The 16766-nt window shown below is 57.9% G+C and carries 10 protein-coding genes and 1 tRNA gene; 7 read left to right on the top strand and 4 right to left on the bottom strand.

What is annotated here, in order from left to right:
* Positions 1–150: 150 nt before the first annotated feature.
* The 3 genes from CAURIC_RS07110 to putP form a co-directional block, all read right to left on the bottom strand.
* Positions 151–636, bottom strand: a complete 486-nt coding sequence (locus tag CAURIC_RS07110; RefSeq protein ID WP_035114109.1) for a hypothetical protein — start codon at positions 634–636, stop codon at positions 151–153.
* Between the two features lie 61 nt (positions 637–697).
* Positions 698–1339: an HNH endonuclease family protein gene (locus tag CAURIC_RS07105; protein WP_035114106.1), complete on the bottom strand. Its 642-nt coding sequence runs from the start codon at positions 1337–1339 to the stop codon at positions 698–700.
* A 193-nt stretch (positions 1340–1532) separates the two neighbouring features.
* Positions 1533–3119 carry a sodium/proline symporter PutP gene (gene putP, locus CAURIC_RS07100; RefSeq protein WP_035114103.1) on the bottom strand — a complete coding sequence of 529 codons (1587 nt, stop codon included), beginning with the start codon at positions 3117–3119 and terminating at the stop codon, positions 1533–1535.
* Positions 3120–3297: 178 nt separating this feature from the next.
* On the opposite strand from putP, the gene CAURIC_RS07095 reads away from it, so the two are divergent.
* The 4 genes from CAURIC_RS07095 (at position 3298) to CAURIC_RS07080 (ending at position 11950) form a co-directional block, all read left to right on the top strand.
* A complete protein-coding gene (locus CAURIC_RS07095; protein WP_290182266.1) occupies positions 3298–6444 on the top strand; it encodes a DEAD/DEAH box helicase in 3147 nt (1048 codons plus the stop codon).
* A complete protein-coding gene (locus CAURIC_RS07090) occupies positions 6444–7496 on the top strand; it encodes a hypothetical protein (RefSeq protein WP_035114100.1) in 1053 nt (350 codons plus the stop codon). The genes CAURIC_RS07095 and CAURIC_RS07090 overlap by 1 nt, the downstream gene beginning before the upstream one ends.
* Positions 7497–7634: 138 nt before the next feature.
* A complete protein-coding gene (locus CAURIC_RS07085) occupies positions 7635–8933 on the top strand; it encodes a metallophosphoesterase family protein (protein ID WP_052094997.1) in 1299 nt (432 codons plus the stop codon).
* A 2-nt stretch (positions 8934–8935) separates the two neighbouring features.
* A complete protein-coding gene (locus CAURIC_RS07080) occupies positions 8936–11950 on the top strand; it encodes an AAA family ATPase (protein WP_084588154.1) in 3015 nt (1004 codons plus the stop codon).
* A gap of 85 nt (positions 11951–12035) precedes the next feature.
* Here CAURIC_RS07080 and CAURIC_RS07075 read toward each other — a convergent pair.
* Positions 12036–12108, bottom strand: a tRNA-Arg gene (locus CAURIC_RS07075).
* A 150-nt stretch (positions 12109–12258) separates the two neighbouring features.
* Here CAURIC_RS07075 and argS point away from each other — a divergent pair.
* The 3 genes from argS (at position 12259) to CAURIC_RS07060 (ending at position 16558) form a co-directional block, all read left to right on the top strand.
* A complete protein-coding gene (gene argS, locus CAURIC_RS07070) occupies positions 12259–13923 on the top strand; it encodes an arginine--tRNA ligase (protein WP_035114095.1) in 1665 nt (554 codons plus the stop codon).
* 9 nt (positions 13924–13932) lie between these two features.
* Entirely contained in the window at positions 13933–15348 is a 1416-nt protein-coding gene (gene lysA / locus CAURIC_RS07065) for a diaminopimelate decarboxylase (protein WP_035114092.1), read from the top strand.
* A gap of 211 nt (positions 15349–15559) precedes the next feature.
* Positions 15560–16558 (top strand): ABC-2 transporter permease, encoded by a 999-nt coding sequence (locus tag CAURIC_RS07060; RefSeq protein ID WP_290182260.1) that lies wholly within the window; start codon positions 15560–15562, stop codon positions 16556–16558.
* Positions 16559–16766: the final 208 nt, after the last annotated feature.

Below are 16766 nucleotides of genomic sequence, written 5' to 3'. Positions count from 1 at the left end.
TCTTTTTGTTGTCTTACCACAAGGCCCCACCGTTGGTGGTTTGCGTGCCCTGCAGTTGGTGGTTTGCGAACCCCACCGTTGGAGGTTTGCTAGCCCTGCCGTTTGATAAGGGAGGGACCCCCGGGGTTCGGGGGCCGGGGCCCGGCGACTTTAGACGAACATCAGGATCGCAGTGATGATCCACAGCAGGTTGAAGATTCCGCCGAACATCGCGGCCTTACCTGGCACCTTCTCGGTACTCAGCTTCTGAACCGCAGCGGCTTCCTTGTCGGAGGCTGGGTTATCGGATGGATCTAGAGCACCCAACTTAATTAGGCCCTTGCGTTGCGTTGGGATCACGACAGCCAACAGGAAGCCCCACGCGATGACGGCGATGAGGATTGCCGCGTGAAAAGCGTAGTTCTCGCGAGCGGCTTCACTGGTGAGGAACGCGATCAGACCCAAGGTAGGAACGATCAACGAAGCTAGACCGTAGGTGCGCGTGGTGCGGAAGATGAACCGCAGGGCGCCCGTGGCTCCGGCATCACCGGCTGCGGCCTTGCGGAAGGTGGGGGCGTAGGCCGATGAGGAAACAGCAACTGGTCCGATGAGCAAGATCGCAGTGAGGATGTGGAGAGCAACAATGACTGTATTCATGCTTAACACTCAACCAGATTGATTGGGGAAAGTCATAGCACGCGCTATGCGGGGCACCCGGTTACAGTGCGCACGCCTTACGTGCTGTAGCGATGTCCGCCTCCGGTAGTGCTAGCTCATAGCGTGCGACGACTGCCACGAAGCGCGCTGCATACGAGCAGTGCGCGGTAATAGCGGGTGGCATCCATTCGCTCAGGGTGGCATCGGATTTGTCCCTGTTCACAGTCGAATCGACGACCACCAGATTCCACTGCATATCGTTTGCGAATCGCACACGTTTTTGCTCATCCCACTGATAGGCCCCGAGATCCCACGCGGCGCTCAGCGGCACGATGTGGTCGACGTCCACATGGCTGGCTTGGAGTAGCTTGCCGGTATAGGGATCTGGTGGGCCGACGCCCCGAGGGTATTTAACCCCGCACGTGATGGGAGCGGGGGAGGGCGTGGGGGCGTCGGTGGAAAAAGTAGCCTGCATCAGAATCTGCCGAGTAGTACAGAATTGTCCGCTGGCGGTGACGTGCGTTCCCCAGCCATGGCCGAACCGCTCGCGGGAGTATCCCAAGATTCGGGGCCGGGTGGGGATTGTGTGAACGGATTCAAGGGCTGTCACGAGGGTTTGTTGGTCGTGGGAGGAGGGCGCTGAGGAATAGCGCGAGGGTAAGGGGACGGTACACCCCACGGCGATGGCAATGACGGCTGACATCAACAGCTGGAGCCGTGGCCGCGATGAAAGGGCGGTGAGAACTGGGGTGTGAGGTGGAAAGTGAGTAGGAAGTCGAACAGGACGTTGAACAGGGGGACGGGCTGAGAGGGGGGTCGGGAACGAAAAGGGCCACCGCATGTCCTATTAGACAGCGATGGCCGTGTAAAAGTTCAGTCCCCGGTGGGGCGAACAACTAGTTCTTGGACATTGCCTCCGCAGCGCGCTCGATATCCTGGTCTGGATTACGCTCTGCTACCTTGGACAGCTTCGCAACTGCGTCGAAGGTATCGGTAACTTCCTTGCTTGGTGCCTTGGTCATGTTGGTTACGATGACCATGGCGATGATGTTGCACAGTACGCCAGGGATCATCTCGTAGAGACCGAATGGCTTCTCCATGACGCCGAAGGAAGGCAGACCGCCCCAAATGAAGGCAACCACGGCACCGGTAATGAGGCCAGCCGTTGCGCCAGCGGCATTCAGACGGCGCCAGTACAGCGCGCCAATGACAACGGGGCCGAAGGAGGCACCGAAGCCCGCCCACGCGAACTCCACAAGCTTGAGCACTGCGGAATCCGGATCCTGAGACAGTGCGAAGGCGATTAGAGCAACAACCAGAACCGACAGCCGGGAGAGCATCTTCAGCGTGTTGTCCGAAGCGGACTTGTTGATCAGGCCCTTGTAGATGTCCTCGATCAATGCAGATGAGACGACCAGCAGTTGTGAGGAAATGGTGGACATGATCGCGGCCAGCACTGCAGTGAGAACCAAACCGGCGATCAATGGGTGGAACAGGATACGGCCCATGTCCAGGAAGATCGTTTCAAAGCTGGTCTGGTCCGTGATGGCGATGCTTGGATCCATCCCGAAGAATGCCGGACCAATGATCGCCACGAATACAGCGCCAACCATGCACAGGAACATCCAACCCACACCGTAGATCATGCCGGAGCGGGCATCCGAGGTGGAACGCAGCGCCATGAAACGCACGATGATGTGTGGCTGGCCGAAGTAGCCCAAGCCCCATGCCAGGTTAGAGATGATCGTGATGAAGGATACCCCGGTGAATAGGGAGAACCAGTGCTGGTTTGGATCGATCGTTCCCAGACCGTACGCGTTCTCTAGCTGGTAGGAGAAGATCGCGCCGGGATCGTCCATGGTGATTAGCGCCATGACTGGAACCAGCAACAGGGAGAAGAACATGATCACGCCCTGGACAGTATCCGTCAGGGAAACTGCCAAGAAGCCACCGACAAAGGTGTAGATGACGGTCACGCCGGCGATGATGATAATACCGGTGAGGTAGCCCGACTCGAAGGTGGACTGGAAGTACTTGCCACCTGCGACCATTCCGGATGCCACGTAGAAGGTGAAGAAAACCAGAATGACCAAGCTGGCTGCCACGCGTAAAACGCGGCTACGATCTTGGAAACGGTTCTCGAAGAAGCTGGGCACCGTAATAGAGTTGTTGGCCATTTCTGTGTAGGCGCGCAAGCGGGGAGCGGTAATCTTCCAGTTAACCGCGGCGCCGATCAGCAGTCCGATAGCAATCCACAGCTCAGAGAAACCGGACATGTACAGTGCGCCGGGCAGACCCAACAGAAGCCAGCCGGACATATCGGAAGCTCCGGCGGACATGGCCGCAACAAAGGGGTGTAGCCCGCGCCCACCGAGCATGTAGTCTTCGTATTCGTCATTCTTCCTGAAGCTAAAGAGGCCGATCGCGAGCATCGCGATGAGGTAGGCCACCATGGCTATCAGGAACCATGTGTGTTCTGACACGGTCAGAAATCTCCTCGTTAAATTGACGTCAACATCTGTCTTCACGTTATCGGAGTAGAGTAATTGCCACTGTTGTTCGGTTCATCTGGCCTTGTTTTTCGTTAGTTAGGTAAATACTTTGACGGAGGTTTTCACCCACCAAATCCACCTTGTGTCGCGTCCGCAAGGCGAGCTTTGGGTGTGGATTGAACGTGTGGCGGGCCACCGCATCATCAACGATCTTTCGGAGCTCACACCTGACGATCTACCTTGGGTTTTGCTGAAAGAACTACGTAGATTTCATTACCGTCAGACTAAGAATTTGTGGCTTGCGACCCCCAAGGGACGACTGCGCCGGGTGGGGGTTCCGGTGGCGGCTTTGGAGCCTGAACGGGCGGTGCGGTTTCTGCAGATTTTATGCGAGTATGTGAATGAACATTCAGGGGGTGCTGGCGGGCTTTGCCCCGGGGTCGCCCCAGAGTCTGTATATATTTGTGACCTTTTTGCCTTTACCGACGCCCTCGTGCGGTCCGGACGCCTACTCATCGGGGTCGAAAAGGTCGACGACGCATGGTATCCCCGGTGGACCATCGCACCCGGGGACCATCAAGAAACGATTGCGGCATTCGATCGGGCGGCGCCGGGCGTCATCACAAAAAACACCCCAGCCGACCCGGACGGCAGCAGCGGGCCTGCAGCCCAGTTCGCCGAGGGAATAGCGCACTGGATTGCCTTGAGTTATTTGCAACGTGACCGGCATTTAACCGGTGAGCTGGCCAACGATTTCGTGCGCGGTTTGGTGACAGGTAAGGCAGCTAAGCGTGTTGCCGGGGCGACCGTCACCCACCTAGGGCAGTGGCGAGCTTCAGCCTTGCGGGACGCCTTCAAGTTGGTGCTCATTCTTTCTGACCCCGACGCCGTCGCGCAGGCCGACCTCGATGAACCCACGTGGCGGTTGGACATTGGGTACAGCCTCAGCAACTCCCCGGTGCAACCGGCGGTAGCCGCGGAAGTCCCCGACAGCCTCAAGACGGCCTTCCGAGTTCAGTTCAAACGCGCACAAGCGGCGTGGGAGCCTCTCACTGGGGCTGCTGTGGCGGTGGCGACGTGGCTGCAGACCGGTATTTGGATGCCGACGGCCGACCTGCTGACCGGAGATTACACCCGCGACCGCACACTGGGGATGACATTACAGTCCGAGGAGGTTGTGGACCTGCTGACCCATGGTGTTGATGCCCTCAAGTCGGTGGGGGTTGACGTGATGGTTCCACGAGGGTGGACGCGGGTGCAGCCCAATGTGCGAACCAAGGTCATTCCCGTGGGGCAGGGGCCAGGAAGTGGAAAAGTGGGGTTGGACCAGCTGCTCGATTTTTCCGTTGACGTATCGCTGGGTGGGTATGAGCTCACCGAGGAAGAGCAACGGACCCTGATGGAATCGGCCTCCACCATCGTGCAGCTGGGCGGGCATTACGTATACCTGGACCGCACAGCTTTGCAGCGCGCACAGCAGTGGATCGGAGCGGTCACCGGGACGGATGAGGACGAAAGTCTCATCGATGGGCCCACCACAGTGACGTTGCGCGATGTGTTGGCCGCCGATGCCTTGGACCCCAGCGACAACGCCGCAGAACACGTGTTGACTATTGAGGCCGAGGGCTGGGTATCTCGGTTGCTCCGTGGGCAGGCTGAAGTGGCGCCCATGCAGGCAGTGGACATTCCGCAAACCGTAATTACACCGCTGCGGGATCATCAACGCCGCGGTGTGAACTGGCTGGCGTGGATGGCTCAGCACGGGGTGGGGGCAGTCCTGGCAGATGACATGGGGTTGGGAAAGACATTGCAGATCTTGGCCCTAGTGGCGTGGGAGAAAGCGCAGGGGACGCTGGATGGGCCGACAAATTCCCCGGTTGAAGAAGGCGCCCTGGCTGGTGCTGTGCCGGTTGAGTCCGGCCTGGCTGGTGCTGTGCCGGTTGAGCCCGTGGGCTCGCCCACTTTGGTTGTTGCTCCCACCAGCGTGGTGGAAGCGTGGAAGTCCGAGGCCCACCGTCACGTGCCGAGCCTGCGGGTCTTAGTCGACCATGGGCGAGTGACGGATGATGAGTCCTTCACGGCTAGCGCCCCACAGCATGACGTGGTGGTGACCACCTACGGTCGTGTGCAACGCAACACGGAGCGGTATGCACAAGTGGAATGGGGGCGCGTGGTTGCGGACGAGGCGCAGGCGATCAAGAACCCTGTGGCAAAACAAACCCAGGCTGTAAAATCGCTTCGGGCACATCACCGCATCGCGCTGACGGGCACACCCGTGGAAAACCGATTGGCCGACTTGTATTCTTTGCTGGATTTCGTCAATCCTGGGTTATTAGGCAGTGCCGCCGCATTCCAAAACAGAGTTGCCATCCCCATCGAACGTTATGGAGATGAAGAGGCTCGGGAAAGGCTGCGACGACTGGTTTCCCCATTCTTATTGCGCCGGTTGAAAACAGATACGGAAATCGGCCTGGACTTGCCCCAGAAGACCGAAATCGTTCAGAAGGTTCCGTTATCTCCGGAACAGGCCACGCTGTATAAAGCCTATATCGACGATATTGAACAACGCCTGCGTGACCGCACTGGGGACCGCCGCGGAAACATCCTCGGTGCATTGGTGCGCATCAAGCAGATATGTAACCACCCAGCGCATTTCGCAGGCGATGGCTCGGCGCTGATGTATGACGGCAAACATCGGTCCGGAAAAGTTCAAAAGGCCTTCGAAATTTTAGAGCAGGCACGTCAAGACGGCCGCAAAGCGCTGATCTTCACCCAATTCCCCAGTTTCGGCGCGATGCTATTGCCCGAGTTGGAGCGGATGTATGGTCAACCCATCCCCATGCTGCACGGCGGGGTGCCACGAAAAAAACGTGCCCAGATGGTGCAGCAATTCCAGTCACCCAACAGTGACGGACCGCCGGCAATGGTCCTTTCCGTTCGCGCCGGAGGCACGGGCATCACATTGACCGAGGCTAGCGTGGTTGTGCACATCGACCGCTGGTGGAATCCAGCGGTGGAAGACCAAGCTACAGATCGCGCCTATCGTATCGGACAAAACAGGGATGTGACCGTGTACAAACTCGTAGTCGAAGGCACCTTGGATGAACGGATCAACGACATCATTTCGGGCAAGCGAGAGCTAGCCGGAGGAATCATCGGCACCGGTGAAGGCTGGATCGCTAACCTCGGAGATGATGAACTCAAGGAGCTGTGGCGCTTGCGGACGGCGACGGAGGAAGCGCGAGGGGCGTCGGCGGAAACAAAAAAGAGGCACCGAGTGCACACCAAACAACCGCGCACAAAGGACGGTAAGTGATGACAGAAGACAAGACCACGCGGTGGGGAGACAACGTCATTATTGCCGATTTCGCAGGGTGGCGGCGCCGGAAGCAATCACGGGCAGAGGTGGCGGGAACGCAGCCGAGCGATTCGGCAAGCAATGCTCGGCCCAAAGGCGGCAAAACGGGTGTAGCCGGTGCTCGTGGGCAGCAGGAACATGGATTCCGCGAGAGTTGGGTGGCGCGTGTTTTGATGCAGCAACTCGTCAACAAAACCGATAGTGGACGGGTGGCGCGCGGACGAGAGTACTTTCGCGCCGGGAAGGTCCACGATTTGGCGTTTGATACCGATAGTGCCGCAGCCTTGGTGGCGGGAAGTCAGTTACAGCCGTTTGATGTGCAATTGGTGCTTTCGCCGCTGAGCGAGAAGCAACGCGCGGGTGTATTGGGTGAAGTGCTTCGCGAGAGCACGGAGGTTCATGCGCTGGCTACAGGTAATCGACCCGGAGAAGCGGTAGTCGCCGGGTTACTAGGTCACAGCACCGGGGACGAGCAATTTGCCGGGCTGCGAACGTGGTGCGATTGTCCAGACCGAGAGGATGTATGTAAGCACGTTGTCGCCGTGGGGCTGGCGGTGTGTGAGTACCTTTCCGAAGTGCCATTGCGGATTTTGAGTTGGCGGGGGATTGATACGGAGCCGGTGACTCGGTTGATGCAGTACATGCAGGTGCCGGCAACGGTGACACCACTGGATGGGGAAGGATCAGGAACAGAACGGTGGCGCGGTGCCGGCACGGGTGGGGACGATGCAGGCCACGAGCAGCCCGATATTGTTGACCCGAAAGAGTTCTGGGGTGCGCCGGAGCACCGCGTGCGGTGGCAGGTACCTCAAACGGAATGGGGGCTGGATAGCGGTGAGCGCGAGCAACTGGAGAAGGCTGTTCGAACAGTGACTTGGAATACTGTGGATCAGCTCAATACGATGTCTGAGCTGGAACGATGCTATGAATCGCTGAGTGAGTCCGAGCCCGTGTTCGATTATGGACACGCGTGGGGCGAGGCGCTGTCTGACGACGATGGTAAAGATTAGCTGAACCGAGGAAGTAACTGCCTTGACGCTCACCTACCACGAATTAGACAACTGCACGAAACCGAGAATTTTTCGGACGTAAAACAGCGCACTGCCCGCGTGGCGCCCCGCGTCCATCACTGACAGGAGAAAACCCGCATGAATTCATCCTCGACAGAAAAAGCGACCGCGATTAACCGATTAGAGAGCTCCAATACGGATAACACCGTTCGTATCCTGCATACCTCTGATTGGCAGTTGGGTATGAAACGGAAATTCCTCGGCAAGGACGGACAAGCCCGGTTTTACGAAGCCCGCCTCGCTGCGGTCGAGAGATTGTTTCAGGTGGCGGCGCAGGAACAATGTGATGCGATCGTCGTTGCCGGCGATGTTTTCGACGATAACTTGTTGGATCGTCAGGTTTATCGCCGAGCCATGGATGTACTGGCGGAGGCTCCGTGCCCGGTGTATCTGTTGCCGGGCAACCATGATCCACTGGATGCCGCGAGTATCTATGCAAAAGACGAGTTTCGCTCCCTCGCCGCTCGCGACCGCGCGCCGGTGATTGTCCTCGACGATAGTGAGCCACGGGAGATTCCCGGTCGTTCAGATCCTTTGGCGCCTGCGTTTATCGTGGGGGCTCCGCTGACGTCCAAGCAGGCGAGCGAAGACTTGGTTTATGCGACTGCCGAAAAGCTGCGTCAGGTCGGGCCTCCGGAAGTGGAGTGCAAAAACTGGGAGGCTCGGATCAATGTTGTGGTCGGCCACGGGGCCGTGGAAGGCTTTGGGCGCGCCTTTGATCCATCGTTGATCGATGTCAGTGCAGCGGCGGAAGCATGTCGTGACCGCGTGATGGATTATGTGGCGCTGGGTGATACACATTCCGCAATCCAACTGCACCCCGATTCCACTGTGTGGTACTCCGGCGCGCCCGAGGTTACCGATTACATGGAGCCCAACGGAGGAGGTGAAAACAATTCGGGAAAGGTTCTGATTGTTGATATTGCCGTCAACGCGGTTCGTCCCCACGAACCCGCGCGGTTAGCGGTCCACGAAGTAGAGGTTGGGCAGTGGCGTTTTCAAGCATTGGACGCCGTGGTGAACTCCCACGAGGATGTGCAGGCATTCGTTGAGCAATTAGAGCGAATGACTAACAAGCGGCAAACGGCGGTGAAATACGGGCTCACGGGGGCACTTTCGTTGAGTGATAACGCGCTGCTGGAGGACAAGCTGGAAACCATGTCCGATGGTTTTGCTGCGCTATATCCACGCGAGCGACGGATGGATTTAAAGACCTTGGTTGAACTGGATCAGGTGGGTGAGGATTCATTCGGTTCGGGTTTCGTCGGTCAAGTAGCCCAGCAGCTGGCAACACGTTCGGAATCCGACGACGTTGCGAATGATGCCTTGAAGTTACTGTTCAGAATTCACACTGCCCAGGCAGGACAGGGGGAGTAAAAATGACTGCTACAACGTCAAAGAACACCGGCTGGCACCGAGAGCCTGGACTTGCCCCTGCCTTGCAAATCAGGCGCCTTGAGGTACGGAACTTCGCGGGAGTGGAGCACGCGAAGATCGAGCCCCAAACCCCGGGTGTCACAGTGATTCATGGCCCGAATGAAAGCGGAAAATCAACGTTTGTTGCGGCCTTCCAATTGCTGCTTAATCCGAAATACCGCCGCTCGACGGCGGATAAGAACGTCACGAAGTTTAAGACCCGGGGCAAGGATGCAGCGTTTGTCGTGGAGGCAGATCTTCGCTTAGGTGATTACGAACTCACGATCCGCAAGGAATTTAAAGAGCGGGGTGGTCAATCAATCTTGACTATCACCAAGCCACGACTCGAAAATTTTAGTGGTAATGAGGCGGAAGATCGTTTTCACGAATTACTCGCCGAAAAGGTGGACTTGGGCCTGCGCCAAGCGCTCACGGTCAATCAAGGGGATGATCTTGGCAATCTGGTGCCGGCGGACGTTACTTCGCTCAGCGGCGCAATGGCCAATGAAGCCACCACGGAAGTCGATGGTGTCGAAGCCTCCGCACAGGCCAGCGCCCTTTTCGCCGATGATTTCGACGAGCGGATTTACGCCGCAGCGCGTGAAGAATATGACAAGTACTTCACGAAAACTGGGCGAGCCACCAAACAGATAAAAGATCTGGAAGATAAGGCGCAACAGGCGTACACGGAACAGATTGATGCCGAGCAGCGGTTGACGAAAGCCCAGGACGTCATCACAGCTCTGGAATCTGCACGGCGAGAACGCAAGAAAGTCCGGCTGGATCAGCCGGGGGCCGAGGCTGCGGTGGAAATGGCGGTGGACAACCTCAAAAAGGCAGAATCGCGCGATGCTCAAATGAAACAAGCGCAATCGCGTGTGGAAGTGGCGACCCTCAACCACGATAACCTGCAGGCCACAGTGGATAAACGGAGAGAGCTCATTGATGAGCACGCCAAGACCTCAAGCAGAGTTCAAAAACTCACCCAGGCGCATCAGCAAGCCATGGAAGCTGCCCGTGAGGAAGAAGCGAACCTGTCGGCAGTGTTGGCGAAGGTGTCCAGGGCTCGGGCACGGTTAGATTCCGTCCGAGGATGGACGGATGTTGCGGAAGCTGTTCAGAACGCATTGGAATTCAGTTGCCGTCTCGCGACAGAGCAGCGGTTGATAGCCGAACTAGGGGAGCTTGAGAAGCAGAAACAGAAAGAATCTGATCTGCTGTCTAAAGCGATGAAACCCAAGGCTGGACAGATGGTCCGCGATGCCGTGGCGACATACCGGGCGGAACTGCGTGTGCTGGAATCTGTATCCACCCAGGTTCAGGTCTCGGGCCCTAAGGGGCTTACGTTTGTTGAGGCAGACCGTGAGGTCCAACTGGATGGAAAACAGTACACCACTAACCTGACGACATCGCGGGCATTCACCTTCGGAGAATTTGCCGTTGAGGTGCACCCTCACGACGATCGCAGCGATGCCCAAGAAAGTGTGGCCCGCGCTCTCACTAAGCTCAAAACTGCCGTCACCAAGGCTGGGTTGACGTTGGATCTTCCGAAGGAAACACCCACTGATCGGCAGGGCGTTTCAGCGGCCCTTGATAACCTGCTGCAGCAGGTTGATGCGAAGGATTCGGAGCGCGAAGATTCTGAGGCAAGGCTGCGTTCGGTGGAAGCGGCCATTGCCACCAAAGCAGCCGGTCGTTCTAGTGCTGAGGTACAGACCTCCATTGCTTCTTTGCTCTCTTCCGTCGACGCCACGCGCTCCGAGGCTCAGGAATACTTCCAGGTTGCGAAGGCAACCGAATCAGACGAGCACGTGGAATTCTCCGGACGCGACGTGTTGGAAAGGTTTGTGGAATCCGCGTCAACAGAGCACAGGGATACCGATCCGGACAACGTGGTTGCGGAGAATGCTGATACGGACAATGCGGTTGCGGATAACGCAGCTACGGACAATGCGGTTGCGGAGAATGCGGATGGTGCAGAGAACATTGACCAGGAGCTTTCCGGGGCCGCGGCAGCATTGGCTGCATTGAAGAAACTGCAAAGCCAAGCCGAATCCGCAGTTCACGAAGTGCAAAACCAACGTGAGGAATTGGCAGGCACCCCGTACGCGATCGCGGTCGAGCGGACGAAATCTGAACTCGATGTGTACACAGAGCGCATGGAGGCTGTGGCCGAACAGCTCGAGAATCAGCGGAAGAAGGTCGGTGATGACGATGTGGCGTCGGCAATGCAAGAAGCCAAAGACGCAGTTCGGCGGGCCGAGAACGCGGAACAGGAGCTGCGCGAGAGTTTCCAAGGCACCGATAGTGTTGAGGACGCACAACTGAAGTTGGAATCCGCGAACACGACCAAGAATAACCTCGAACTGCGAGAGCGGAAACTGAGCGAGGATATCGTGGCTTTCAGCACAGAGCTGAATAACTCCGCAACGGCGCGCGATGACGCCGTGGACGCGGCTATGGCGGCCGAGAAGGCGGCTGCAAAGTTGGCGGAAATGGAAAGGAATGCGGCTGCGGCGAAACTGCTCATGGAAGAGCTGACGGCAGCGCGCGACGAGAAACAGGCGAAGTACCAGGCACCGTTTAAGGAACAATTCGAAGCGTTGGCCAGGTACACGTTTGGTTTCGAGTCTGAGTTTGACTTTGACCAGGATTTACGAGTGGCAACGCGAATGCGCGGCGGGTTGGCCCTAGAGCGCGAATTGCTGTCCGGTGGTGCACAGGAGCAGATCGGATTATTGACGCGCCTGACCGTGGCCACGCTAGTGGGGCAGGGCGGGGGAGTACCAATCATCTTGGACGATGTGTTGGGCTTCACCGATGATGACCGTGCAGAGGGCATGCGTAGTGCACTAAGCACCGTGGGGCGCGATCACCAGATCATCGTGTTCACGTGTGCGCCGGAGCGGTTCCAAGGAGTTGCGCGCGCCAAGGTCCTATCGATGTCCGAGGCCAAGCGAGATGGAGGGGAGAGCTAGCTGGTGCACGCGGAGAAACCCAGGGGAACCAGCAACCCGAAAAAGTAAAAAACGGGGCTGTTGAAGCCCCGTTCAATAAAATGTGTGCCCCCGGCGAGATTCGAACTCACGACCCCTGGTACCGGAAACCAGTGCTCTATCCCCTGAGCTACGGAGGCGCGTACCGCATGCGAACACTGTAAAACTACAGGAACGCACGGACAGTTCCTGTCGGATGACAGTGCTGCAAGTACAAGTCGGTAGTCTAGCACCAGCACGCGAAGACCTTACAACTGACCCCGCCACCACGACTGATAAAGTTTAGCCTTGTGACTCCAACTGATCTTTCCTCCCTAATTACCGAACACGCACGCACCGTGTTGAGCGCGCATGACCTCGATGCTTCCGTGGTGCCAGAAACCGCTACCGTGGAACGCCCGCGCAACCCGGAGCACGGTGACTACGCGACCAACATCGCGATGCAGGTCGCTAAAAAGGCGGGCACGAACCCGCGCGAATTCGGTACGTGGCTGGCAGAATCCCTCGCTACTGCGGATGGCATCGACGAAGCATCCGTAGCCGGGCCTGGCTTCATCAACATTCGCTTGGCCGCGGATGCTCAGGGCAAGATCGTGCAGGACATCCTGAAAGCGGCCGATGATTACGGCAAGGGGGACGAGTACTCCGGTAAGAAGATCAACTTGGAGTTCGTCTCCGCCAACCCCACTGGACCCGTCCACCTCGGTGGCACGCGGTGGGCCGCGGTCGGTGATTCGTTGGGGCGTATCCTCACCAAACGCGGTGCAGAGGTAACCCGCGAGTACTACTTCAACGATCACGGCACGCAGATCGACCGCTTTGCCCGCTCGTTGGTGGCTGCCGCTCAAGGCCAACCCACGCCGGAAGACGGTTATGGCGGTGACTACATCGAGGACATCGCCCAACAGATCACATCGGCCAACCCCAACTGGGACGAAAAGTCCGGCGATGAGCTGCATGAACTGTTCCGTTCGGAGGGCGTGGAGCTCATGTTCGCGCACATCAAGCGCACCCTCGCGGAATTCGGTACGGAGTTTGACGTGTACTTCCACGAGAACTCTCTCTTCGAATCCGGCGCCGTCGACAAAGCCGTCCAGACCCTGAAGGATAACGGCAACCTCTACGAATCCGAGGGTGCGTGGTGGCTGCGTGCGTCTAACTTCGGGGACGACAAGGACCGCGTGGTCATCAAGTCCGACGGCGACGCCGCCTACATTGCCGGTGACATTGCGTACATCGCGGACAAGATCGACCGCGGCCACAACCTGTGCATTTACATGCTGGGTGCAGACCACCACGGTTACATTGCCCGCCTCAAGGCGGCTGCCGCAGCGCTGGGCTACGATCCCGCCCAGGTGGAGGTCATGATTGGCCAGATGGTCAACCTCGTCAAGGACGGCAAGGCCGTGCGCATGTCCAAGCGTGCAGGTACGGTCATCACCTTGGATGACCTCGTGGAGCTCATTGGTGTGGATGCAGCCCGCTATGCGCTCATCCGCTCCAGCGTAGATTCTTCCTTGGATATCGACATGAATCTGTGGGCATCCCAGTCCAATGACAACCCCGTGTTCTATGTCCAGTACGCTCACGCTCGCCTGAGCTCGATCGCGCGAAAGGCCGCCGAAGCCGGTGTGACTTACGAGGGCGCGGACATGTCCTTGCTCACCCACGAGCGCGAAGGTGACCTCATCCGTACGCTCGGCGAATTCCCGGACATTGTCGCAACTGCCGCAGAACTGCGCGAACCTCACCGCATCGCGCGCTACGCGGAGCAGCTGGCCGGTACTTTCCACCGGTTCTACGATGCTTGCCAGATCCTGCCGAAGGGCGATCAGCCTTCGGGTGACGACGCCGACGGGGTATTCCGCTCCCGCCTTGCCCTGGCAGCCGCTACCCGCCAGACATTGGCCAACGCTCTTTCCCTGGTCGGTGTTTCCGCACCAGAACGCATGTAGGAGGACCACATGGATCCGGAGACGAAACTGCCGAACGTCCCGCTGCGCCGCCGTACGCAAACCACGGTGGAGTTCAACCACATCCCCGCGCACGTGTACCCGCAGGGAACCGCTCGTGATGAAGACGGCGTGGTCTCCATCGCGGGAGTGGACCTCAAGACGATTGCTGAGGAATATGGCACTCCTGCATTTGTCCTTAACGAGGATGATTTCCGCGCACGGTGCCGCGCCTTGGCGACGGCCTTCGACGGTGGCGAACGTGTGCACTATGCGTCCAAGGCTTTCCTTACTAAGACCGTTGCTCGCTGGGTAGCGGAAGAGGGGTTGGCAATCGACATCGCCAGCCACGGTGAGCTTCAGGTAGCCCTAGCAGCAGGTTTCCCTGCTGACCGCATTACGGTGCACGGCAATAACAAATCTCGGGAGTTTCTGCGCTTAGCCGTGCAATCCGGTGTGGAATTGATCGTGATCGATTCCTTCCAAGAGATTGATCGTCTTTCCGAGGCATGCGAGGCGCTGGGGCGCACGCAGGATGTCCTGATTCGCGTAACCCCAGGGGTGCACGTTGATACCCACGAGTTCATCGCCACGAGTCACGAAGATCAAAAATTCGGCTTCTCGCTGTCTTCCGGCACAGCGTTCAAGGCGGCGACCATTGCCGCCACGACCCCGGGCCTGCGCTTGCGGGGATTGCACTGCCACGTGGGTTCGCAGGTGTTCGAAGCCGCCGGCTTTGCCCTCGCGGCCGAGCGCCTTCTGGGGCTGTGGGCTCGCTTGCTGGAGGAACTACCTACCCTTGACACTTTTGACGACGCCTCGCTGGCCAACTTCAACGTGCTGGACCTAGGTGGCGGGTACGGCATTGCCTACATGCCTGATCAGGAGGCTCTCGATGTGGACGAGGTGGCGTCGGATCTAAAAAGCAAGGTGGCGAAGGCAGCTGATGAGGCGGGTGTGCCACGGCCGATCCTCAACGTCGAGCCTGGGCGCGCGATCGTGGGCCCGTCGATGGTTACGGTGTACCGCGTGGGCACTGTGAAGGATGTTGAGGTTTCTGAACATTCGTCGCGACGCTACCTCTCTGTGGATGGCGGGATGAGTGATAACATTCGCCCTGCGCTCTATGAGGCGGAGTACGACTGCCGCGTGGTGAACCGGGAGGTGAGTGGGGAGCTCATTCCCACCCGTATTGTGGGATCGCACTGCGAATCGGGCGATATCTTGGTTAACGATGTGTTGGTGCCCGACGACGTGCAGGCTGGTGACCTGATCATGTTGGGAGCGACCGGGGCGTACTGCTTCGCGATGGCTTCTCGCTACAACATGATGACGCGTCCGCCGGTGGTTACGGTGTCTGAGGGTGAGCACCGGGTGATGATTCGTCGCGAAACGATCGAGGACGTGCTCGCCCTCGAGGTGGAGTAAGGGGTAGGCGGCCCGGCTTGGCGCGTCACAGCGGGATGCTAATCCAGTGATTAATCTGGCCGGATTCGTTGAGTTGGGGGGGGGCTGAAATCGATTGCGCAATCGCCTGATGGTCGGGGCTCAAGTTATGACAGTACCGATTAAGGAGACCGCGGTCTCAAATTCGGGGTTATCTCCATCTAGAAATGCATAGGTTGCTAATGTAATTTACATGGCTTCTCACCGTATAGAACGGACAGCTTCGACCGTAAAGAAGAAAACGGATTACCCTCGAGAACTGCCGATGAGGAGGTTTGTTAATCACCTACTTCCCACCGTGTTTATGGGGTTTGTCATGACGGTTGCGTATTTGGTGGGTTTTCATCAACCCCAACCACATCACGTGCCGGTGGGGATTGTGGGGCAGGGGCCGGAGTCTGCGCAGGTCGCAGAAAAACTGCAAGACGCGTTTGGCGACAAAGCTGACGTGAGAACCTATCCGACCGAGGGGCTAGCTGAAGCTGCCCTCAAGCGAGCCGAGGTTGCCGGTGCGTTTGTTCCGGGTGGGGATGAGATGAAACTAATGACAGCGCCCGCCTATTCGGAGACCCTCAACAACGTTGTGTTGAGGATGTTCTATCCAGTGGCTTCCAAGGCGCACCAGCCGATGACAGTGCAAGAGGTGGTGCCGCTGGATTCACATGACGCAGCTGGTCAGAATAGCTTTTTCTTCCTAGTCGTCCTGAGTGTGTCGGGATATGCACTGGGCATCGCGATGTCTGTAGCGGGTGCCACATACTCGTATCGCAAAAGAGTGGCCCTCATCTTGCCTGCGGCTCTATTCGTAGTGACGGTGGAGTTTGCTTTTGCCCGCTGGGCGATGCACATGTTCGAAGGTCATGGCTGGGCAGTGTGGGCGTTGGCGATGGGGTACTTCCTGATCGTGCTTGCGGTGACTGTTGGATTGCACCCGATAGTGGGGCGATGGAGCGGGTTTGTCTATTCCGCCATGTTCGTGGGGCTTAATTTCACATCCAGTGGGGGCGTATTTGAGCCAGTGTTACAGCCTGCATTCTTTGGTTGGCTCCACCAGTTTTGGGTGGGATCGGGCTTCGTTCAGTCGATACGGCACATACTCTATTTCCCGGGATCAGAAACGGGGAATGGCTTTGGCATTCTAACCGGGTGGGCTGTGGCGGCGGTTCTGATGCTGGTGATCGGCGGGGTGTAGGAGCGTGCCAATCACCTCAAGTACAAAGTTCTCACCTATGAGCAAGCGCAACTCGAAGAGGATGTGGTTGCTTGACGTTCAGGGATGGCAGGAATTGATTCAGCTGGGCCCGATTGGGCAGACTGATCTGTTCATTTTTTAAAAATATGGTGAACAGGGGTAATGAGGGAAAAATAGACAGAGCGGTTTATTCGTTCTTCATCTACGC

The organism is Corynebacterium auriscanis, from assembly GCF_030408435.1.
Taxonomy (GTDB): domain Bacteria; phylum Actinomycetota; class Actinomycetes; order Mycobacteriales; family Mycobacteriaceae; genus Corynebacterium; species Corynebacterium auriscanis.
This window is presented reverse-complemented; position numbering and strand designations above follow the sequence as displayed.

Excerpts from the sequence above, each read along its gene's own strand:
- lysA (WP_035114092.1), top strand. The coding sequence starts at position 13,933 with ATGGATCCGGAGACGAAACTGCCGAACGTCCCGCTGCGCCGCCGTACG.
- CAURIC_RS07080 (WP_084588154.1), top strand. The coding sequence starts at position 8,936 with ATGACTGCTACAACGTCAAAGAACACCGGCTGGCACCGAGAGCCTGGA.
- CAURIC_RS07060 (WP_290182260.1), top strand. The coding sequence starts at position 15,560 with ATGGCTTCTCACCGTATAGAACGGACAGCTTCGACCGTAAAGAAGAAA.
- CAURIC_RS07105 (WP_035114106.1), bottom strand. The coding sequence starts at position 1,339 with ATGTCAGCCGTCATTGCCATCGCCGTGGGGTGTACCGTCCCCTTACCC.
- CAURIC_RS07110 (WP_035114109.1), bottom strand. The coding sequence starts at position 636 with ATGAATACAGTCATTGTTGCTCTCCACATCCTCACTGCGATCTTGCTC.
- CAURIC_RS07085 (WP_052094997.1), top strand. The coding sequence starts at position 7,635 with ATGAATTCATCCTCGACAGAAAAAGCGACCGCGATTAACCGATTAGAG.
- CAURIC_RS07090 (WP_035114100.1), top strand. The coding sequence starts at position 6,444 with ATGACAGAAGACAAGACCACGCGGTGGGGAGACAACGTCATTATTGCC.